The organism is Myxococcales bacterium, from assembly GCA_016703425.1.
Classification (GTDB): domain Bacteria; phylum Myxococcota_A; class Polyangia; order Polyangiales; family Polyangiaceae; genus JADJCA01.
In genome coordinates, this window is record JADJCA010000029.1 from 238,196 (window position 1) to 259,121 (window position 20,926).

Sequence of the window (20,926 nt, forward strand, 5' to 3'; positions counted from 1 at the left end):
GCGAGCCCCGGTAGCAGCAGTTGTCGACGTCTTCTTGAGCCAGGCGAGTCTTGCCGCCCCGTTGGCATCGGCCTCTGCCGTCCACCCAGCAGTTGTGGCAGCGGGCAGCGCTGCGCGCTTCCCGCCACTTCGTGCCCATAGCTCGCGCGCAACGAGCGGTGTCGCCACTCGCGAAGCCAAGCGGCTTGGGGGGCGGGGGGCGAGGTCGAGGTCGAGGTCGAGGTCGAGGTCGAGGTCGAGGTTGCTTATGGGTGTAGTGCGCATGCACCGCGCGGCTCTTTATTCCCCGGGCTCTTCGCGGCCCGCGCGAAAGCAGGTTTGAACGCTCGATACCGGCACAAGAAATTCACATCGCCGAATAGCGAAAAAAAAAACGCGCACTTACGGCACGACTCGCGTTGCCCTCGATACCGAGACGTTTTCGAGGCCGCGCAGAACGAGCGAGACTGTGTTTGCCTCCGCCGAGTGATCGCCCACGTGATGCAGGACTGGCTGACGATACGGCAGCCGTCGAGCGTGACTCTCGTTCGCCAAAGCGCGAGCGATTGGCTCGAGCTCGAAGGCATTCGCGACGTGTCGATGTGGATCCAGGTGTCCGACGTGACCTTCAACGCGGCCCTGCAACTCCAGCTCGAGACCTCGCCCACGGAGGACGAGTCGCTCTTTCAGACGGTATCGATGCAGACGACGGTGGCGACACTCACAGCGCCCGGCGTCTACGCAGCCGTGTCGCGCGCGAACGTCGCGGCGGTGCCCCTGGCGCGTCACCTCCGCTGGGCCATCGCGACGTCTGGCGGCGTCGATTGGAACGTCACTTTCCGAATCGTCCTCGCGCTCAACCCCGTTGTTAGCGACTTCCGCGTGCTGCGCGGTGGCGAGCTTGTGGTGGCGCCGTTCGCGTCGGCGGAAGGAGCCTGATCATGCACCCGTTCCTCCTTCAAGACATCGTGACGATCAAGGGCACGTCGGCCAACACCAGCCTCGCGCAGGCGGAGCACGAATACCTCGATCTCGCCGCGTATCAGGACTTCACCGGCTGGGTCGAAGTGCTCGCGCTCGACTCCGGCGGGGCAGGTATCGCGACGCTGTGGCTCGAGACCGCGCCGCTCAAAGACGACGTGTTGTTCGTGCCGCAAGGCAGCGGCCAAACGAGAGTGGTGCTCTCCGTGGGAGTCGTTACCGCTCGAAACGTGCTGAACGCCCCGATGTTCGACAACCTCGGGCGCTTGCAGATTCCCACGGCGCGGTGGCTTCGCTGGCGACTCGACATGCTGGGGGCCGTGTCTAACTGGTCGGTCACGTTTCGGATTCATGTCGCGGCTCACTCGGTGTGCCTGCCGCACGCATCTTGAGGTCTCGATGCACTCCGTTCTGCTAACCGATTGGATCACCATCCGTGGCACCGACACGACACCCGTCGTGCAGTCGGCCGAGGACTGGCTCGACGTGCCGGACTACGCGGACGCGGTCTTCTGGGTGGAGGTGACGCAAGTCACGAACCCCGGCAGTGGCACCCTCGCGCTCCTCTTCGAGACCGCACCTGCAGATTTCGAGCGCCTGTTTGTCACGTTGGATTCGGTCGACGTGCTCACCGTCGGTCCGGCGCCGGTTCTGCGGAAAGCGTTCCTCAATCAGGTGGCCAACGTTCCGCTCGCGCGGTTCTTGCGCTGGAAGCTGGTGGGCTCGGCGGCCGGAACGTGGAGCGTGACCTTCCGCGTGCACGTGACCTTGGGCGAAGGCGTCCGCTCGGCGATGTCGCCGCGGGCGCTGCCCGGCTTGCTGCTCTGGTTTCGCGCTGACGTGGGCCTCACGCTGCAGGCGGGCAACGCCGTGTCCACGTGGCAGGACCAGTCCGGCCTATCGAATCACTTCGTGTCGCAAGGCACCGGTGCGCTTCAGCCGACTTGGGTTCCCAACGCCATCGGGGGTCGGCCGGCGCTCGACTTCTCCGGCGGCAAGTACCTCGAGAACACGTTCAACAATCCGGTCACGCCAGACGCGGCTGCGTATTCGGTGTTGGCGGTGGCGAAGAACGGCAACGGAACGTTCTTCTCGCTTCGTCGCTCTGCCGCGTACTCGGCGAGCATGTTCTTCCTCAACATCGGCGGAAACACCTACGTCTACAGCAACGGCAGCGCCAATGTCTCGGTGGCGAACACCCTGCCGGAGACGCAGAGCGCCAGCGCGGCATTCAAGAGCTGCCACCGCTACGCCGGCAGCGGCGTCGCTCCGCGAATTTGGCTGAACGCGACCGAGAGGAATCAGACAGCGGGGACGGTTCAAGGCGACCAGACTGGCTCGACCGGCTTCCAGGTCGGCACCAATAGCCAGGGCGTGCCGGAGCCGTGGAACGGCCTCATCGCGGAGCTCATCGTCGTAAGCGGCGCGATCTCCGACCTCGATCGGCGGCGCATCGAGATCTACCAGCGGAACTTCTTCGGGGTGTAGGCATGCAGAGCTTTCTCCTTCAAGACTGGGTGACGGTTGGCGCCGACACCGACCGTGGCATCAAGGACGTCACTCAGGCGGCGGGTGGCTGGCTTGACCTGGGCTTTGCGAGTGACGTGACGTTCTTTCTCGAGGTCTCGCGCGGCAGCACGGCGGGAAACCTGTTCATGAACTATGAGACGAGCCCGCTGCGCGACGCACGCGGATTTCGGGCGCTCAAAGAGCTCCAAATTACCGATGCGAGTTCCGTGGCCGAGGTGACACGTGTGGCCCTCTACGACGACGCCGCGCCACCCGTTTCGCGCTGGGTCAGGTGGCGGCTTTCGCAAGATCTCGGGACCGGGGTTTGGGACCTCGCGTTCCGCATCACGGTCATGGCCTACGCCCGCTGAGCCCTTAGCTGGCGAAGAACGAGCGAAAGACGAGGACAACGTGTGGTCGAAGGTCATTCAAGATTGGACGACGCTGCAGCGCTCCGCGGGGCCGACCGAGATCGTGCAGAGCGAGGCTGTGTGGGTCCCCGCGGACGAGATCCAAGATGCGCAGTTTCTGATCGAGGTCGGCAAGATCATCGTGAGCGGCACGAACCTCTACCTGCGCATGGAGACGGCGCCGTCGGAAGACGAGGCGCTATTCCTGCCGCTGCAGGCGCCCACGGCGGTGAACCTGGCGACCATCGGCACGTCGACGGTCATGCCGGCGCTCGCGCACTCGGTCTACGGGCCGCCCGTCGGCAACTGGGTGCGCTGGGTGCTCGAGTCGACCGACAGCACCACGTGGAGCGCAACGTTTCGGATCACGATGTCGGCGATTTGAAGGATTGGGGCGGCAACGAACAGCGCGAGGCGCGCGGGAGGAGAGACAATGCACGGATTCTTGTTGCAGGACTGGACCACGATTCGGATGCAGTTCGGCCTATCCAACGTGATCCAAACGGAGGCCAACTGGCTCGATCTTCAGGGCTACCAAGACGCGATCATGTGGCTTGAAGTGCGCGAGGCCTCGTTCGCTACGGGGACGTCGCCGCCGACGCAGCTCAAGTTCGACTACGAAACGTCCCCCACGCGGGACGAGTCGATGTTCCGCGTGGGGGTGTCGAGCGCGGCGTTCACCGGGCCGTTTGCGGCCGGCAGCACGCCGGACGTGCAGAAGATTCTTGTGAGCAGCACCGTGCCGCTGGCGCGGTGGCTTCGCTGGAAGCTCGCCATCGCCGCCGGTGGCGTCGGCACCGTGGGAGCGTCCGACGTGACATTTCGCATCGCCGTCGCGGCGAACATGATTGGAGGGAGGTAACATGCAAGGCTTCCTGCTTCAGGACTGGACGACGATTCGCATGCAGTTCTCGATTCAGAGCGTGATCCAGAGCGAGGCGAACTGGCTCGACCTCCAGGACTACCAAGACGCGACCGCGTGGCTCGAGCTTCGCGAGTGCACCATCGCAACGGGGCACACCTCGTTGCGGTTTGACTACGAGACCTCGCCCACGCGCGACGACTCGATGTTTCGCGCGAGCGTGGCGAGCCCGACGTTCACGGCAACGCCGCCGCTCTTGGCCACGAGCCCCGATGTGCAGAAGCTCGTGCTTGGCAACACGGTGCCGTTGGCGCGTTGGCTCCGGTGGAAGCTCGTCGCGACGGCGGTGGGGTCGTCTGGGGTCTCCGATGTGACGTTCCGCATCGCCATCGCGGGCAACCGGGTGGGGGGAAAGTGAGAATGTCGTCCGGCGCCGTCGCAACGGGGGCTAGATGGCGCGCCTGATCCAGAAGGTCAACGCGGGCCGTTTCACTGACCTTTTTGCTACCCGCAAGAAGGCGGGCGAGATCGCTTCGCATGTCTACGGCACATCGCGCACGCTCGTGGTCGGTCCCGCACCATCGCCCCTCTATCCTTCGATCTCACCCGACTTTCGAACGATCGGCGAGGCCATGGCGTTCATCCCGCTGCCGGGGAAGACGAACGCTGGCGAGGTCATCCTCGCGGCACCCCAAGACACCTGGACCATCCTCGTCCTGCCCGGCGTCTACCACGAAGAAATCAAGATGAAGCCCAACGTCATTCTCGTTGGGATCGGCCAGTCCGCCGTGATCTTTCCGCCGGCGAACTGGGTGTCGCCGGAAGGTCCCGGCGGCCGGCGGGCCGTGGTCTATCTGAACCACAACAATTCGGTGCAGAACCTCGTCTTCGGCAAGTTGGGGATGACGAGCACGGACTACGTCTTTTGGAATCGCGACTGCTACGACATCGGCGATCGGATGGAGGGGGTGGACACGAATCGCCGTGCGATCGCGCCATCCGGGATTGGCATCACCGACGTCTGGGTGTGGCCGTACCCCGTGGCTCCAGGCGCGGCGGAGACCAGCACCCTCGGTAAGACGTTGCTGATGGAGGGGGACTGGCACACCGCGCTGTTCACGAACTTCGGCAGCTCGTACTGGGAGACGAGTGGCTACGACGTGGAACTCCGCGGCGGGGGCTCGGACGCCGCGAAGGCCACCGCTAAGGACTGCCACTTCACCAACTGTTTCTTCGACGCACTGTTCATCGATAGCTTTTCGGACGGCGCGTTCCTGGTCGACAACTGCATCGATGTGCACCTCCGCAATTCGCTCGTGCGCACGACTCCTTCGCCCGCGTGGCGCAAAGCTCACCAAACCGAACCTGCTCCGGGAGCGTGCGTGAAAGTCCGTGCCAACGGTCACCTCTGGCTCGAGAGCTCGCACCTTGAGGCGCCAGGGACCAACTCGTATCGCTTGCTCGATGTGGACGACGAGAGCGTTTGCTTCTTTCGCGCATCGTCTACCGATTCGGTTCTGGGGGAGAACAACGTGCGATGGCCCGCGTGGCCCCGCCCGCCCGCTCTCGCGCCAGTGCCGTCGGGTTTTGGCTGGCCGAGCCCGAGTCGGCCCTTCGGATACGGTCCGTGAGCGCGGGGCGATGGTTCGCGCTTGCGGCGGTCGCCGCGCCAATGGCCTGCGGCGGCGCACTTGAGCCCGGGTCAACGCTCTCCCCAGACGGCGAGTGCGATCTAGCGAAGCCCTTCCAACAAGTCCGCGAACTCGAAGAGTTGAAGCGATACTCACCCGGGTATGCGCGCCTGACGCGCGACGAATTGACAATCTACTTCAGCGCGTCCGGAGGCCCGGGGAAAGCCTCGGCGATCTACGTGGCGGAGCGTGTCTCCCGGAGTGAGCCCTTCGCCGATGCGAAGCGGGTGAACGGCCTGGGCAACGTGTGGGGACCTCCGGCGGGCATCAGCGCGGACGGCCTGCACCTCTACCTCGGGGAAACGATGCCCGGAGCGGGCTCCGAGCGGGCGTATCGGCTTCGACGCGCTACGCGGACGAGCGGCTCGGCGGAGTTTCGTCTCGAGTCGGACACCCTGGAGTTGCCGTACGGACCGAACGCGGCCGTTTCGGCTGACGAGTCGAGCGTCCTTTATCCTGATCTCGGCCCGGGGCTCGAGAGGGGCCTTACCGGCCGAGTGCGCGCACCCAATGGGGAATGGGGTGCACCTTCACGTGTCGCGGCAGGCCTGCTTGGTGCGCTTAGTGAGGATGGCAAGACCCTCGTCCATCCCTACGGAAAGGGTTCGGCGCCTGACAGCGTCGCACCCGGTGCGGTTGGGCTGTCCACGCGATCAAGCTCCGTCGAGGCGTTTGCCGCTCCGACGTTCGTTGATGCGTGGCGGTCTGAGCAGCCATCTTGGCTCTCGCCCAACGGATGTCGGCTCTACGCGTACCACGCCGTCTACTATTCGGCTGGGCCGCCTCCGGTCGTGGTCGCGGCAATTTGGTACTCCGAGCGGCCGAAGTGACGTTGAGCGCCTTCGCCATGCCAAGCTCGACCCCCCCGTCCGGCCGAGCCGAACTCGAGGCCTCGGAGTCAGGCTCGCTGCTGTTCATCCCGATTCGCCTACAGGGCTTCGAAACAACAAGAAAGACCAAGGAGACCACGATGAAACGACAACGACCGGACAACGATGGCGCGAACGCGAATGGCTTCGGGGTCGACGAGGCCGAGCTGACCGCCGCGCAGAATGCCGCGAACGTCGAACGCGACGTCGCCGCGGCGAGCTCGGGTACAGCGGGCCTACCGCTGGGAATGGCTTGGCGCTTGGTTCAGGACGAGCTGAGCTCGCCCCGCGCGTCAGACGTGACGTTCCGCATTGCGGTCGCGGCCAACGAGGGGAGCGCGAAGTGAGAATGATGTCGGACGCCGTCGCGATGGGGGCCGATCGATGTCGCGCCTAATCACGCGCCCGAAGCCTGGGATTTTTCCGCGGGCGGTGCCAGCTTGGGCCGCCAATGCAAACCGACAAACCGCGGACCGGCACGTTGCAGAGCTTCTTCGCCTGCGACGCATGCTCGTGGTTGGACCCGAGGTCTCGCCGCTCTACGGAGGGATCGCGCCTAGCTTTCCGAGCATCCAGCAGGCCATGGACGTGATTCCTCTCGTCGACAACGTCGAAAAGCACAACTTCACGGACCGATGGGTCATCCTCGTCACGCCGGGCTACTACCAGGAGGAGATCCACATGAAGCCGTTCGTGACCGTCACGGGCCTCGCGCCCGATACGGTCATCGTCCAGGCTCCGCCTGATTCGTCGCGGGAGAGGAGCTTTCGGGGTCGCCGAGCGACCGTCTACATGAACCACCACACGTCACTGCAAAACATCGGCGTCTTGCTGCGTGCGGACTCGGTCGACGGCGACTACGGCATCTGGAACAGGAGCACGTACCCAAGCGTGGTCGGGCCGACAGGGTTGCCCAACAAGAGCGATGTCAGCAACCTCGGGGTCCAGAACGTCAACATCTGGCCTGCCGTGCATCCCGAGCGGACGTCGGTCGACGACCCGCGCGGGGAGCTGAATCCGTGCAAGGCCATCCTGCTCGAGGGCAACTTCAGCACGGTGCTGATGACCAACGTTGGGGTGAGCTACAACTTCACGAGTGGGTACGCAGTTGAGATCACGGGCGTGAAGCATGTCGTCAAGCGCCCAGGGTTGCCTGATGAAGAGCAGCTGAGCAACGCAGACACGCATTTCATTCAGTGCTTCTTCGACAGCCTGTTTCTGACCCCCGGCGTCGCTCCGCGGCCCGTCCCAGCCTTCGGCTTCGGCGGGGGCCAAACGCCCGGTGGGTTCGGCTTTGGCGCGGGGGCGTCCGAGCCCGACCGCTATGCGCCCTTCGACGGCGGTTGCCTTCGCGTGCGCGACTGCCTGGAGGTGTCCATTCGGAACAGTCTTGCGCGCGTTGCATCGGACCGCGACCACCCGCGAAAGACTGGGTTCACGAACGGCGCCGCGCTTCGCGTGGAGGGGGGAGCCCACGCGATTGTCGAGGGCAGCAGTCTTGTCGCGCCGGGTACGGCGGGCTCAGACCGCGTTCTAGACGTTGAGCCAGGCAGTCACTGCACGTTGTACCACTCGTCCGCGGATTCGGTCCGAGGGGGCGGTGGCGTTACGCAACGGGGACCGCTGCCCGTCGATGCGAACGGCGTGATCCTCGACGGCCAAGTTCGTTAGCGCCTGGGCACCTCGCATGAGACGGCTTCCACGCGCGTTCGTTCCTGCAGCCCTTCTTTCGGCCGTCGCGCAATGCAACGGTGCAGTGGTGCCGCGCCTCTCGCCCGATGGCGAGTGTGACTACAATGCTCCCTTCGGCTCGCCGGAGGTTGTCCTTGGCTTGCGCGAAATCGGCACCGAACGGTCGTGGGGCGAGCACGGAGCCGCGCTGTCGACGGACGAACTCGAGATCTACTACGACAAGGTCAACAACGACCCGGGCGTTAGGTACACCGCGTCGCTGTACACGGCGCGTCGCTCGCATCGGGGAGCCGAGTGGTCAACGCCCGAGCGGCTCACGGGCGTGCGGGTTGACTGGTGGGCGAGGAACCCCCAGCTGTCTCCGGATGGCTTGACGCTGTACTTTGCGAGGTATCCCGCCAACGCCGGCCCTAGCCGGTACTACTTGCTGCGCCGAGCATCCAAGGATGCGCCGTTCAACAGCGCACCTGTGGCGCTTCCGCTGGTGCCGGACGCAAGTAGGCCGTTCTTCTCCGCCGACGGGCGCTCGATCTACTACAACCTGCCGCCCGCCAAGGACGGGACGAGCGCCATTGTGCGGCGGGAGTGGGATGGGACCAACTGGACCGGTGATGCCGTCGAGGTCCTTCACGATGGCACTGGACCCATCGTGAGTCCCGATGAGTTGCAGATATTCTCCTCCAACCGTTGGACGAGTCTCGCCTACGCGAGTCGCCGAGCGGTGACCGAGGCATTCGACCAGCCTCGAGCCGTTGAAGAAATCACGGGCAGCCCTACGTGGACATCGGCCAATGGATGCCGCATCTACCTCGTGACGACGGGCACAACAGTGGTGGTCGCGCAGCGCGGGCGTTGAGCGATGCGAACAGCGCCGTCCTCCTGTCCCAGTCTCACTCCGCAGCGCGCAAGCGGCGGGCGACGCGCCGCATCGCTCATGCCTTCGTGCACCCCGCGCAGCTTGTGACCTGGTGAATCGTGAAGACTCGCATCCCGCTTACCTTCGTTGCCGTCGCAGTCCTCCTCCTCGCGGGCCTCACCGAAGCCGCGTGGCTCGTCAGGCACCACGTTGCGTCGCCCGCCCGAGGGCTAGCTTTCGTCTTCGCTGCGGTGGTCACGGGGCGAGCGGCATTGATGGCCGCGCGTGGCCGGCCCTGCACGTCACCCCGATGGGCGGAGGCGTTCGTGGCCGGGATGGTCGTCCTCGCCTTGACCTTCGGGCTGTTGTCGCACTTTGGATGGTCGGGGCGCTTTGCGATTCTTGGTTGGACCGCCGCGGGTCTATCGCTTGCCACTCAGCGCCCGTGGCGCCTTGCGCGCGCCCTCCGCTCGCGGACCGTCCCCGCGGCCTCCGTAGTGGGGACTCTGGCAATCACGGCGCTCATTGTCCGCGCGGTCTACTACGCCGACCGCCTCGTGCTCACGCGCGCGCATCCCCAGGCATTCGCGTGGATCGATACGCCGCTCTGGCTGAACGTCGCCTACGGTTTGGAACGCTCCTGTCCGCCCGCCGAGTTGCTCTACTCGGGGCAGGTCCTGAACTATCACTTCGGGGCGGGCCTCGTCGTATGCGCCATCCGCGCCATGACGGGCGTCAGCATGCAATGCGCCTACTTCGTGGCGATGTGCTGTTGCTCGGCCGCCTTGGTGAGCTTGGTCGTCGCGCACGCAAGGCTCTTGCTCCGCTTCCCACGAAGGGCGTGGCTCGCGCCCGCGTTGGTTGGCGTCTCGCTGCTCGAGTACTTTTCAAAGAACTTCCCCAGTGTGGTCGCTTTCCCGGTGCTGCTTTGGCTCCTCTTGGAGCTTCGCCGTCAACGCCGTTGGGCCCAGGTGCCCGTGGTCGCGGCCGGCGCGATGTTTCTGATGGTCACGAAGGAGGTGGAGTACGTGCATCTAGCCATCCTAGGTGGCTGGATCGCTCTCTTGCGGCTTTGGCGGTCAACGGAGCGCCGCTGGCACTCGGCGGTCACGTTGGCCGTCGCGCTCGTGGCAACGCGGCCCTTTTACGAGGGGCTCATCCGCATCGACCAGAAAGCGGTGCTTCGACCGTTCGGCGAGCGGCTGCAGCTTGAATGGATCATGAGTGAACTCGCACGGCAGTCTCCATGGCTCGTCGTCGCGGCGGCGACCCTGGCGGTGACGCGGTTTTTGGGGCGCGCAGGTGAGCGGTCATTTCAGGCCGTGGCTGGGGGCACCTTCGCCTACGTGGGCGGTCTCCTTCTAAGCTCGTTCGTGGAACCGCATTTCGTCCCGCCGATGGATCCCCACTCGCTTCATTGGATCCTCCGTGACATGTGGCAGTTCGAGATGCACGGCCGGATCCTGCTCGCCATCGCGCTCGTGGCCACCGCGCTCACGATGTCCCTCCGCTACCCGGTCGCACGGCGACTGCGCGCGCTTACTGCAACGGTCTCGGTCGTGGCGCTCGGGTTCTACGCCACCGTGAACGTTTGGCGATGCACGCCGCTGAGCTACTTGAACCCGCGCCCCGAAGAACGTGACGACGACAGGGTGGCGCCCCTGCTCGCGAAGGTTCCAGTCGCCGCCACGATCGTCGCTGCCGAGCACCTCAATTGGAACGACGAGAACCCGCACTGGGCTGCGTTCTTCGGCCACCAGTTTCTCCTCCTGCGCCGCGGTCGATGGGTAACGGCATACAAGGGTTTTGCCGAGCGCGTGGATGCGCAGCGGCTCTTGTTCTCGACCGCGGACCCAGTGGTGGGTCGCGGGCTTGCAGCGAAGCATGGAGTCACCCACCTGATCGAGAGCCGCGACAAGCCCGTGCCTTGGCTATCGGGCGCAACACCGCTCGCAGAGAACGAGGTGTTCCGCGTCTTCGAACTGGGCATACGGTAGATGCGTGGGTGCTGGTGGAGTTGACCTCGTGGTGCTTCGTCGCGGCGCCGACCACGAGCGACAGCTCCTTCGGAGCAGGGTCGCGCACGAACATCCACAGTTCGCCGATCTTGCCGGCGCCCTCGGCGAGGGCGTTGGCGCAGCGAGGCAGGTAGGCGCCCGCGTCGTCGAGTTTGCCGGTCGCGACGCCGCTCGCCGGACACTACAATCCCGTCACCATGTCCGAATCGCCGCCGAAGCCCCGTGCCACCTACCAGGACGTTCTGAACGCTCCGGAGAATATGGTCGCCGAGGTCCTCGACGGCGAGCTTCACCTGATGCCGCGGCCGAAGCGGCGTCACATTCGTACCGCGTCCGGTCTCGGCGCATTCCTCTTCACGGCGTTTGACGCGGGCGTGAACGGTCCCGGGGGCTGGACCATCATCCGTGAGCCGGAGCTGCACCTGGGCCCGGAGCCGGACATCCTCGTGCCCGATCTGGGAGGCTGGCGCGACGGCCGCCTCGCCGACGACGGCGAGAACGACGATCCCTTCATCACGGTTGTTCCTGACTGGGTCTGCGAGATCCTTTCTCCCGGAACGCTGCGCATCGACCGGATGAAGAAGATGCCGATCTACGCACGCGAGCGCGTGCCGCACGTGTGGCTCTGCGATCCCCGCGAGAAGACCGTCGAGGTCTTTCGACTTGGCGCGACGAACTACACCCTCGTCGGCACCTTTGGTGGCGATGAGGCGCTGGTGGCCGAGCCCTTCGAGGCGCTCGGCATTCCGCCGGCCTTCGTTTGGCCAAACAAGGGAAGCGCACCGAAGTAGAGGTCAGAGCGCGCGGACTCGATCGACGGCGACTGGGCCATCTGTCCTTTGACCGCTCGCACCCTACGGCGTCGCGAAGCGGTAGCCCGTCGTCCACGTGGCGCGCGGGAGCTCGCCCTTGTTCACCGCCTCTCGCCACGCGAGTTCGCGCAGCCGATCGGCTTTGCTGCGCACCACCTCGTGGTGCGTCGTGGCGGCGCCGACGACGAGCGTCAGCTTCTTCGACGCCGGGTCGCGCACGAACATCCAGAGCTCGCCGATCTTCCCCGTGCCCTCGGCGAGCGCGCGGCCCGAGCCGTGATCGACGTGCACCTCGAGACCCCGCGGCGCGGCCGCGCCGGTCGCGCTCTCGAGCGACCAAAGCCACGAGGCGAAGGTCGCTAGGCGCCGCTGATCCTCTTCACTCGGCGGCAGATCGTTTGCTGCCAAGAGGGCCGCTTGGAATGCCAGCGTCAGGAGCCGCTCGGCCGACGTCACGAGGCGGCCCGTCGGTGAGCCTGACTTCATCACGCCATAAGCGCCGAGGCCTCGCATGAGCTGGCGCACGACCGCCACCATGCGACCGATGGCCTCCGGGTGGGGCTCCACCAAGAGCGTTGGGCCCCACGCCTCCGCCGCCGGTTCGACCAAGACGTGCGTCAGCCTTCGTCCACGCACCGTGAAGTCTCGCCGCGCTGTCGCGTGCGTCGCCAGCGTGAGCTCGAGGACGCGCGCCGCGTGTTCGCGATGAGCCGCGGCCGGCAGCGCCGCGTCGGCCGCCGATGGCGCGAGGACGCTCGACACAAGGTCGAGCATCGACAGGTACACCGACGCGTGACGCGAAGCCTCGCTGGCGGCGGGGCGGCGCTCGACGAGGCTGCGGAGCGCACGGTCGAAGCCCTCGAAGTCGTCGTCGCCGTCGGTCTTTAGGGCGGCTCGCGCCACCTCGCTGCCGAGAACGGCGCCCAAGTCGAGCGGCCTCGACAAGATGCGGCGCCCGCCGTGGGCCGTCCGGATGCTGAGGCTCCCGCGATACGCGCCGACGGTCGGGTACACGAGCGCTTGCTGCACCACGCCGTCGAGCGTGAGTCGCGCGCCCAAGAATCGCGCCGTCGGAGCCACCGAGCGCGTCGCGTTGCGGGAGTCTTGGGGCGCCGCGTCGGCCTTCACCGCCAACGCCTCGAGCGTGCCACCGCCATCGTGAAGGCGCGCGCGGAAGGCCTCCTGCGCCGCTCGGCGAAGGCGATCGATACGCGTCACGTCGTCGATGTGCGCGAGCTGGGCGACGTCGAGCCCCCGCATCGCGGCCAGCGCCGCGAGATCCGTCGGCGACCAGTCGTCCGTTGGGCCCACGAGGAACCGCTCGACGTTCTCGAGGCGCGTCCACGCCGCCGCGCTCGCCGCGTCGACCCTCGCGTCCTTCACGTGCGCGAGCAGCAACGCCGCGCGCGTCGCGTCGCGAGCCGCTTGCGTGCTCATGCCGGGGCCCGGACCTGCTTCCGCGCCGAAGAGCACGAGCGGTGCCCGCTCAAGCCAAACGAGCGCGTCGGCGAGCCGCTCCGCCTCCGGCGAGGGGTCATCGCTGCGCGCCGCTTGGTAGTCGACCGTCGCGCCACCGAGGAGCGGGCTCCGCCTCGGCTCGACGCGCTCCTTGACGCGCCGCACCTCGTCTTTGACCTCGAGCTCAAGGTCGGCCGGCACGCCGCCCTCTCCCAGGAGCGATAGGGCCACCCAAACGATGCCCCGGGCCATGTGGAGCGCGCGCGCCCGATCGGTCGGTGCGCCGCGGGTGAGGACCTCGAGCTTCTCCGCGGTTCGCGCGAGGAGCGCGGGCAACTGCGCCGCGACCTCGGTGCGTTCGACGTCGGCGAGGGCCGCGGAGACCGCCAAGTGCACGACCTCGGACAGCGCATCGAGCGTGATGAGCGAGCGCTGCCCGCGCTGCGCGAGCGATGTGTAAAGTGCACCCATCGTCGCTGGCGCGTTCGGTCGATCGAGGATCACGAAACCTCGCTCCAGCAAGAGCGCGGCGGTGCGCGGCTCGAGCGCGGCGAAGGCGGCCAAAAGCTCCGGCGGCACCACGACCTCTTCGCTCGCGAGCGGAAGCTTGGTCGCCTCGATGGCCGGGTCGATGGATACCTCGAGCGGCTCCCAATAGAAGGCGGGAACGGGCGGCGGTTGGGCCACCTTCAATGGCGGTCGCGGCCTCGGCCTCGGGGCCACCTCGGGGGCGGCACTGCAGGCGATGACGCCCGTGAGCGTCAGCACCAAGGCGAGCGTTGTGGAGAAGCTCGTCGAGGTCGGGGTCGGGGTCGGGGTCGGGGTCGAGGTCGAGGTCGAGGTCGAGGTCGAGGTCGAGGTCGAGGTCGAGGTCGAGGTCGAGGCGAAGCGTCGGCCGAGCGGCGCGCCGTCCCCCGGTTCGCCTCTCCGCATGACGTCCACAGCTCTACCTAGCAAAGGCGCGGCACGTGGGCCCCATTTTCGGGTGAGGTGACTAGGGTCCTGTGGACTCCGTCCAGTAATGTTCGGGGTCGGAGCCGCTCGCTCAGTCCTTCGTGTCGAGCACGTGCGCGCCGCTCGTGCCGACCCCTAGAAGACCACCGACGTAATACGAAGGGATCTCCTTCGACGCACCCACGAGCGGCTGCGTCGCGATGCCGTTCCACACCTGGCCGACGGCGCAGGCGGCCACGAAGAAGATGCGAAGGCACACGGCGCCGTCACCGCTCGTCACGGGGCTCGTCATGGCGAGGCGCTGCACACCTGCGTGTGCGTAGAGCAGCTCCGTCGACAGGATGGCGGAGCCGCCGTAGGCCGTCTGAAAGCCTGGTCGCGACACGAAGCGGCGAGCCTGCAGCTCGTCGCCGGGCGCGTATTCGGTACGGAGCGCGAGGCCGGCGGTCGGGCCGAAGGCGAGGCCGAAGCCGTTGAACGTCGCCTGCAGGCCGAGCATTGCCGCGGGCAATGTGATCTTGAGCGCATCGATCTCGTCGTTGCGGACCCCGCGGACCGCCATGCCGAGGCCCAGCGAGATGTGAAACGAGTTCGTCGCGGACGCGCCGACGGTGCCGTAGACCTCGAGCGCCGACATGCCCTCGAGTCCACCGCCGCCGCCCGCCAAGAGGAAGTTGCCACGGCCAAATGCGCCCACCGTGGACGCGTGCCCAACGCCCGCGCCAGTGAGCGCCATGCCGCCGCCCCAGGTTCGGTGTTCGGCGCCTTGATCGACGGCGAGGCGCGTGAAGCTGATGCCACCCGCGGCGCCGTAGCTCGCGCCGAGGGCGTTACTCAGCTTGAACGGGCCGTCGGACCGCTCTGAAGCCGAAGCCGAGGGCGACGGCGAGGCCGACGGTGAAGAGGCGGATGGAGCGGAAGGGGACGGCGACGCTCCGGTCGGAGGTGCGTAAGGCGGCTGGGGTGCCGGCCGGCCCGGGTAGGGCTGCTGCGGCGAGCCCTGCGGATACGGCTGCGCCGGAGTCGGCTGCGCGTAGGGCTGCGCGGGGTACGGGTACTGCTGCGGGTAGGGCTGGGCCGGATACGGATACGGCTGCGGGTAAGGCTGCGCGGGGTACGGATACGGGTATGGCGGCGTGTAACCCTGCGGCGGGTACGGCTGCGGCGCGGGCGGCGTTCTGGTCTGCGCACGGGCGGCGTCGGCAACTGTGACGACCAGCAAGGTGGCCCACGCCACGTGCAGCATCGACCGGAGAAGGGGGCAGCGCACGGGACGCGAGTAGGACGACGCGCGCGCCGTCGCGATTCAAGTCACGTCGTGCCGTCGAGCGTTGCCCACATTCGACCATCCACGCCGCCGAGAGCGCGTCGCGTCTCCACGCTGGCCCAATGGAGCGCGAGGCTCCTCACGTGTCCGTGCTGATCGAATCCCACGAAGCGTGTGACGGCCGCTCGTCGGTCAGCCACTCGAGCGCGTAGTGGCGCTCGACGGCGATCGAATGCGCCTCGCTCAGTTGGTCGTCGTTCAGCTCGGCGAACGGCTTCTTGCGCCAAGGGAAGTCGCCGCCAACGACGCGCTTGATGTCGCCCCGTACGAGCGCCGCCTCGGCCGCGTCCTTGACGATGGCGGGCGAACGACGCGACCACGCTTGCGCCGTGTTGGCGCGCCAGTGCCAGAGCTCCGCTGTATCGCGCGCGCGCTCCAGAGCCTCCTCGGAACGAAGCTTCGCCCGGGCGAGGACGGACGCGAGGTCGACGACGGGCGCGGGGCTCGGAGTGTCGAGCATGGCGACGATCGCGGACTTGGTCGCGACGTCCCAGCGGTCGATCGTTCGTTTGAGCGAAGCCGCCCACAGCAAGACGCCGAGCGCCTCCAAGCGCCAATTGGCGTCGATCGTGGCGCGCTCCGTCCACGTTCCGAGCGCTTTGCCGAGGAGCTTCTTCTCCTTGGGCGAGAGCGCCGATCCGTTCTCCCGCGTCCAGCCGTCGAGGCGCCGCGCGAGGGCGGTCCACCTGCCCTTTGAGTCGCCGCTCGAGTACTTCACGCCGCCCTCGATGCGAGAGCGTACGTACAGCGCCGCGACCCCGCGGCTCCGATCGACGACGGTCTTCGCGCTGAGCGCCGCGTCGCGCTTCGTGGAGGCTGCCATCCACGCTGCATAGCAGACGCCACGGACTCTTCCCGGGGGAGCTCCAGGTCGAGGTCGAGGTCGAGGTCGAGGTCGAGGTCGAGGTCGAGGTCGAGGTCGAGGTCGAGGTCGAGGTCGGGGTCGAGGTCGAGGTCGAGGTCGAGGTCGGCGTGTCTCCCTCCGGCGACATCGACGCGCCGAAGGATTCCGTCGCTGACCGATCTATTTCGAGTGCCGGCGTCCCCAACTGTGGCAATGGGGTAGAGGCCGCGGCCCTACGGCGCCCGCGGGCTGACCTCGATGACGCAACGAAAGCGCAGTCTCCACCTTCTCTTGCCGCTCTCCTTGCTCGTCGCTTGCGGGACGAGCGGAGACACAACGTCGTCGAGCACGCCGCCCACTGTGGAACCCTCGAGCAACGACGCCGCCGCCTCGCGACCGGCGCCCGCGGCTTCGAACGCCTCCGCCGACGCCGGCGTTGCCGACGCGGCCGCCACGCCGCCGTGCCCTTCGAACGGAAGCTGGAGCAGCCTCGTACCGGGCCCAGGTCAGGCGGGCTTCGACGCGACGCTCGCGTCTTCCGTCGAACGCTACGACCGACTCCACGACGCGCTCTTCACCAAAGCTACGGGCCTCGCCGGCTCGCTCCAGGTGACCTCCGATCCGGCGCAGCGGGCCAAGATCGAAACGCTCCTCAGCACGCCCTGGGCGCCCACGGACACCGATCCGACCGACGATCTGCTCCAATACACAGGCCTCGATCCCATGGCGTTCGTGACGTCCTGGGGCATGGGCACGGGCATGTACGCCGGCACCGAGCTCGCCGCCGACGCCTTCCGCTACGGCGTCCTTCGTGATCGCGGCGGCGACTGCACGGCCGTGGCCCGCGCTCGCAAGATGCTCGATCTCGGCCTCGACGCGCTGCACGTGGTCGTGTCGATCACAGGCAGACCCGGCTCCATCGCCCGTGGGATCGCACGGGCTGACTTGCCCGGCGACGGAGCCAGCCCCGTGACGCCCCTCGTCGACTCGGCGGGCAAGGCGCTGCCGCCGGAGAAGGACAACGGCTCCTGGCGCGCCGACAACTCGGGCCTCTACCCCAACCTCGTTTGGATCGACTCGTGCAGCCGCGACATGCTCTTCGGTTGGACCATGGGCGCCGCCTCGCTCTGGGAGGTCATCAAGGATGATCCGACCTTCGACGCCGCGAAGAAGGCTCGCCTTCAAGGCGACATGAAGGCGGTGCTCGATGGCCTTCGCATCGTGCGCGCAGGCGGAAAAGATCTCGAGCTTTGGGACGCAGACGACCGCCCCACGTTTCACGGCTTTCTCCACGAATCGAGCGCCGATCGCGTCTACGCCCTCACGAACGGTCCGGCCGCGTTGATGGCTCTCGGTCAGGTCGCGGCGCTCGTGAGCATCGTCGACGACGCCTCGTCGAAGGCGTACCTGAGTACGCTTGTCGGCGCGCGCGGCCTCCCCGACGCCATCGCCCAGAGCCTCGCCCTCGTGGGTTTGAGCGGCGATCAAGCGAACCACTCGGGCTACAACATGCTCTTTCTCACCGGCTGGCTCGCGCACCGCTACGTGGGCGACGGGGCGGCGCGCGGCAAGATCAAGAGCGGGCTCCTCACGCAGCTCTACAGCCCTCTCTTCGGCGAGAAGCCCTCCGACTGGAAGCAGTCGCTCTACGACTTCATCGCCGCTACCGCGTCCGGCGACGGATGGCTCGGCGCGCCCGTCAAGAAGACCTTCGACGCCGTTGCCGTCGCCAACGGCCTCTCGAGCCTCGTTGCCTTCCGGCCCGCGCCGCTCGTGCCGTCCACCGTCGAGAACTGCGACGCCGCCGAGAGTGCGTCAGGCCTCTGCACCCTGTCCGACGGCGTCACGACGGTGAAGGTGAAGACCGTCGACGGCGCTCTCGTCGCCAACAAGGCCATCCCCATGGCCCTCCGTCCTCCGAGCAACTTCTATTGGCGCTCCGATCCGCACCTGGTCAACGGCGCCGGCAGCCCCAACGCCTTCATGCCCGGCAGCGACCTCCGCGTCGCGTACTGGTTGGGGCGCTACGTCCGCGTCGCGCCGTGAGCGGCAGCGCGCCGCGGCGCGCGTGAGCAGGAAGCGACCAGCCCGCATGTCTAGGGCGGTGGCCCTTCGTGGTGCCGCGCAGGATCTCGGAGCGCCCTACGCAGCGCCTCGGGCGACGACCTCGGACTGGCTCCAGAGGTTCGCGCGCATGCCCGCGAGCATCGTCTGCGCCTCGCCCCTTGATGGAAGGCCCGCTGTCTGGCGGACCTCGTGCGGGACGTCGAGATCGAGCTCGGCTTCGAGCCCGCGGATCGCGTCCTCCATCGCCGCGACGATGCGCGCTTGCGTCGCGGCGTCGAGCGCGGCGTTGGCCCAGCGCGCGACCGACCACGCGAGGGCCGCGTGCTCGGTCTCGTCGGCTGCGATCCTCCGCATCGCCGCGCGAACGCGCTCGTCGGTCGCGCGCTCGGCTTGCATCGTCGCCGTGAGCGCGCCGAACGTCTCGCGCACGCACCCCTCGACCGCGTTTTCGAGCGCGACTTGCGCGAGCGGCCGGACGCTCATGACGTCGTTGGCCGGCGGCTTCACGGCGCCGCCCCACTCGCGCGCGAAGCGGCCCATGACTCGGGCGTGGCGGACCTCGTCGTTGGCTGCGCTTCGTGCGCGTGCGCACAGCGACGCGGGGGCGCCATGCACGGAGAGCTCGCGCTCGAGTCGCTCGAAGGCCGACACGCTCGCGGCTTCCAGGGCCGCAATGACGCTGAAGTACTGGCCGAGAGCAGACTCGCCGCAAGCGGCGCCGTCGTGCGCGAAACCTTCGGGGCGGCGACCGACGCCGCACGTGTAGCAATTGACGAGGTACCTGTCGCCGTTGAGCGGCGCCACCACCCCGCAGCCGAAGCTGGGCGCGACGGCGGAGGTGCACACGGTGTCGCAGAACGCGAAGTCGCTGCTCGGATCTTGATCGCAGTTCACGATGACGTCGTAGATGCACGAACCCGCGTCCGGCAGACGAGGACGCTCGACGACGCACGTCACGGCTGCGTCGGCCGCGTCGGGGATGATGCTTGCGTCGGGTTCCTCTTCCTCCGGGACGTCGACGTCGACCATCGAGGCGTCCTTCCGACCGCCGTCGGGCCTCGCGGTGGACGCATCGGTGCCGGGCTTTTCTGGCTTGCCGGTCGTGCCGGTCGTGCCCGTCGCAGCGTCAATGCCGTCGCTGGGGCCGACGCCCGACTCGCCGGTTGTTGCGCCTCCGCATGCAGCGGCGGCAAGCGGCGCAACGATAGCGGCCGCGAGGACGCGGCGAAGGATGATCTCGAGGTCGGCTGACTTCACGGGGCGCGTTCCTTCCGGGGTTGGCGCGAGCCGCAAAGCAACTTGCAGACCAGCCGCAGGCCCGCCGCTCCGCGCTCGATGAGCGCCGTTGCAGCGTGCCGTCATGTGCCACGGCTCGGCGCCGGTGTTGAGGTCTCGTTGGGTCGAGCTACCGGCGGACGGGTGGGCTGCAAGAAACGCCAGCTGATCTTCGAGCATCGCTCGACGCCGGTCTCCTTAGAGGGTCATCTTGGTCTGCGCAGGACTGGCGTGATTCGCGCGGCTCGCCGTCCATCTCGAAGGCCGCGCCGGCACGGGCCGCCTCAACCGGTGCGCCAACGCCGATGGAAGCAGTCGCAGAGGCGGAGCGGGAGGTTGGCCGAACGCTTCCGGAGGTCTACCGGCGCTTCCTGTTGCGCCACGGTGGGATCGTCATTGCGACGAAGTCCCCGACGCGGCTTGTGGCAGCTTCGTCGCTGGCACCAGCGTCGGCGAAGTGGCGGCGCGCTCACCGCGATCTGCGCGCCCCCAAATGCGCCTCAAACCTGCCGGTAGAAAGCTATCGGAAGCGACTGCTGCGACCTTCGAGATCTTGGAAACGTTCGCTCGAAGAGCCGGACGAGCTTCCGGCCTCGGTTGAAGCGCGCTGCGCTGGAGCACGGGGTAGGGATAATTCCACCGTTCCCGAAGACGGCGCCTCGGGGCATGGCTATGGTCTGTCGCGTCGTGCACCCAGGAGGTTCGCCATGAAGGTCATGTTGCTCACTGTCTCGTTCATGTTCGTGCTTGCGGGATGTGGCGCAAGCGCGTCTGGGTCGGTGCAACCGGCGACGTCGAGCGGGACAAGAGGAGGGGAAGCCCCTCGGCCCTTTCAGACAAACGTGCTCGAGGAGGCGCGCAAGAACGACGCCTACCGTCGTGTGCTCTTCACCGGTGCGCGCTCGCAGCTCGTCGTCATGACGATTCCGGTTGGGGGAGACATCGGCCTCGAGGCGCACGACAATGTCGAGCAGCTCATCTTCATCGCGAGCGGTCGAGGCAAAGCCATCGTCAACGACGCCGACAAGCCCCTCGCTCCCGGCGACGTCCTGGTGGCCACCCCCGGCGCTCGGCACAACGTCGTCAACGTCGGCGCTGAACCGCTTCGCATCTACACGGTCTATGCGCCGGCGAATCACATCGACGGTCGCGTGCATGGGAAGAAGGCGGACGCGGAGGCCGATCAGGCCGACGAGGCGTTCGGTGCGGCGGTTCGCTGACGGCGCAAGCCGTTCCCGCGAGAGACAGCCCACCCGTCTCCATCCAGCCCGTCTCGTCGTAGAGCACGTTGAACTGCGTCACGATCCCCTTCAGAACGGCTT

The 20,926-nt window shown here is 67.2% G+C and carries 20 protein-coding genes; 16 read left to right on the plus strand and 4 right to left on the minus strand.

The annotated features are described in order from the left end of the window. The first annotated feature begins 516 nt into the window (after positions 1–516). The 14 genes from IPG50_34425 (at position 517) to IPG50_34490 (ending at position 11,658) form a co-directional block, all read left to right on the plus strand. Positions 517–918 (plus strand): hypothetical protein, encoded by a 402-nt coding sequence (locus IPG50_34425; GenBank protein ID MBK6697247.1) that lies wholly within the window; start codon positions 517–519, stop codon positions 916–918. 2 nt (positions 919–920) lie between these two features. Next, entirely contained in the window at positions 921–1,352 is a 432-nt protein-coding gene (locus tag IPG50_34430) for a hypothetical protein (protein ID MBK6697248.1), read from the plus strand. A 7-nt stretch (positions 1,353–1,359) separates the two neighbouring features. Continuing rightward, complete coding sequence (locus IPG50_34435; protein ID MBK6697249.1) at positions 1,360–2,448, plus strand: hypothetical protein; 1,089 nt, start codon at positions 1,360–1,362, stop codon at positions 2,446–2,448. Between the two features lie 2 nt (positions 2,449–2,450). Beyond that, positions 2,451–2,840: a hypothetical protein gene (locus IPG50_34440; protein ID MBK6697250.1), complete on the plus strand. Its 390-nt coding sequence runs from the start codon at positions 2,451–2,453 to the stop codon at positions 2,838–2,840. Positions 2,841–2,880: 40 nt separating this feature from the next. Continuing rightward, positions 2,881–3,264, plus strand: a complete 384-nt coding sequence (locus tag IPG50_34445; protein MBK6697251.1) for a hypothetical protein — start codon at positions 2,881–2,883, stop codon at positions 3,262–3,264. A 48-nt stretch (positions 3,265–3,312) separates the two neighbouring features. Next, positions 3,313–3,741: a hypothetical protein gene (locus tag IPG50_34450; protein MBK6697252.1), complete on the plus strand. Its 429-nt coding sequence runs from the start codon at positions 3,313–3,315 to the stop codon at positions 3,739–3,741. A gap of 1 nt (position 3,742) precedes the next feature. Further along, a complete protein-coding gene (locus IPG50_34455; GenBank protein MBK6697253.1) occupies positions 3,743–4,159 on the plus strand; it encodes a hypothetical protein in 417 nt (138 codons plus the stop codon). Positions 4,160–4,193: 34 nt separating this feature from the next. Then, entirely contained in the window at positions 4,194–5,372 is a 1,179-nt protein-coding gene (locus tag IPG50_34460; GenBank protein ID MBK6697254.1) for a hypothetical protein, read from the plus strand. After that, the gene (locus tag IPG50_34465) at positions 5,369–6,262 is read left to right on the plus strand and encodes a hypothetical protein (GenBank protein ID MBK6697255.1); all 894 of its coding nucleotides are present in this window, start codon (positions 5,369–5,371) and stop codon (positions 6,260–6,262) included. The genes IPG50_34460 and IPG50_34465 overlap by 4 nt, the downstream gene beginning before the upstream one ends. 140 nt (positions 6,263–6,402) lie before the next feature. Continuing rightward, positions 6,403–6,648 (plus strand): hypothetical protein, encoded by a 246-nt coding sequence (locus IPG50_34470; protein ID MBK6697256.1) that lies wholly within the window; start codon positions 6,403–6,405, stop codon positions 6,646–6,648. Between the two features lie 160 nt (positions 6,649–6,808). Continuing rightward, positions 6,809–7,972 carry a hypothetical protein gene (locus IPG50_34475; GenBank protein ID MBK6697257.1) on the plus strand — a complete coding sequence of 388 codons (1,164 nt, stop codon included), beginning with the start codon at positions 6,809–6,811 and terminating at the stop codon, positions 7,970–7,972. A 16-nt stretch (positions 7,973–7,988) separates the two neighbouring features. Beyond that, positions 7,989–8,849 (plus strand): PD40 domain-containing protein, encoded by an 861-nt coding sequence (locus IPG50_34480; GenBank protein MBK6697258.1) that lies wholly within the window; start codon positions 7,989–7,991, stop codon positions 8,847–8,849. A 119-nt stretch (positions 8,850–8,968) separates the two neighbouring features. Beyond that, entirely contained in the window at positions 8,969–10,846 is a 1,878-nt protein-coding gene (locus IPG50_34485) for a hypothetical protein (protein ID MBK6697259.1), read from the plus strand. Positions 10,847–11,127: 281 nt separating this feature from the next. Further along, the gene (locus IPG50_34490; GenBank protein ID MBK6697260.1) at positions 11,128–11,658 is read left to right on the plus strand and encodes a Uma2 family endonuclease; all 531 of its coding nucleotides are present in this window, start codon (positions 11,128–11,130) and stop codon (positions 11,656–11,658) included. Positions 11,659–11,721: 63 nt separating this feature from the next. On the opposite strand, the gene IPG50_34495 is transcribed toward IPG50_34490, so the two are convergent. From IPG50_34495 to IPG50_34505, 3 genes are all read right to left on the minus strand, one after another. Beyond that, positions 11,722–14,070 carry a DUF3160 domain-containing protein gene (locus IPG50_34495; GenBank protein MBK6697261.1) on the minus strand — a complete coding sequence of 783 codons (2,349 nt, stop codon included), beginning with the start codon at positions 14,068–14,070 and terminating at the stop codon, positions 11,722–11,724. Between the two features lie 112 nt (positions 14,071–14,182). Then, positions 14,183–15,361: a hypothetical protein gene (locus IPG50_34500; GenBank protein MBK6697262.1), complete on the minus strand. Its 1,179-nt coding sequence runs from the start codon at positions 15,359–15,361 to the stop codon at positions 14,183–14,185. Between the two features lie 136 nt (positions 15,362–15,497). Next, a complete protein-coding gene (locus IPG50_34505; protein ID MBK6697263.1) occupies positions 15,498–16,241 on the minus strand; it encodes a DUF4272 domain-containing protein in 744 nt (247 codons plus the stop codon). A gap of 279 nt (positions 16,242–16,520) precedes the next feature. On the opposite strand from IPG50_34505, the gene IPG50_34510 reads away from it, so the two are divergent. Further along, the gene (locus IPG50_34510) at positions 16,521–18,308 is read left to right on the plus strand and encodes a hypothetical protein (protein ID MBK6697264.1); all 1,788 of its coding nucleotides are present in this window, start codon (positions 16,521–16,523) and stop codon (positions 18,306–18,308) included. A 96-nt stretch (positions 18,309–18,404) separates the two neighbouring features. Here the strand turns inward: IPG50_34510 and IPG50_34515 are convergent, their stop codons facing one another. Then, the gene (locus IPG50_34515; protein MBK6697265.1) at positions 18,405–19,586 is read right to left on the minus strand and encodes a ferritin-like domain-containing protein; all 1,182 of its coding nucleotides are present in this window, start codon (positions 19,584–19,586) and stop codon (positions 18,405–18,407) included. Between the two features lie 755 nt (positions 19,587–20,341). On the opposite strand from IPG50_34515, the gene IPG50_34520 reads away from it, so the two are divergent. Continuing rightward, a complete protein-coding gene (locus IPG50_34520; GenBank protein ID MBK6697266.1) occupies positions 20,342–20,824 on the plus strand; it encodes a cupin domain-containing protein in 483 nt (160 codons plus the stop codon). Positions 20,825–20,926: the final 102 nt, after the last annotated feature.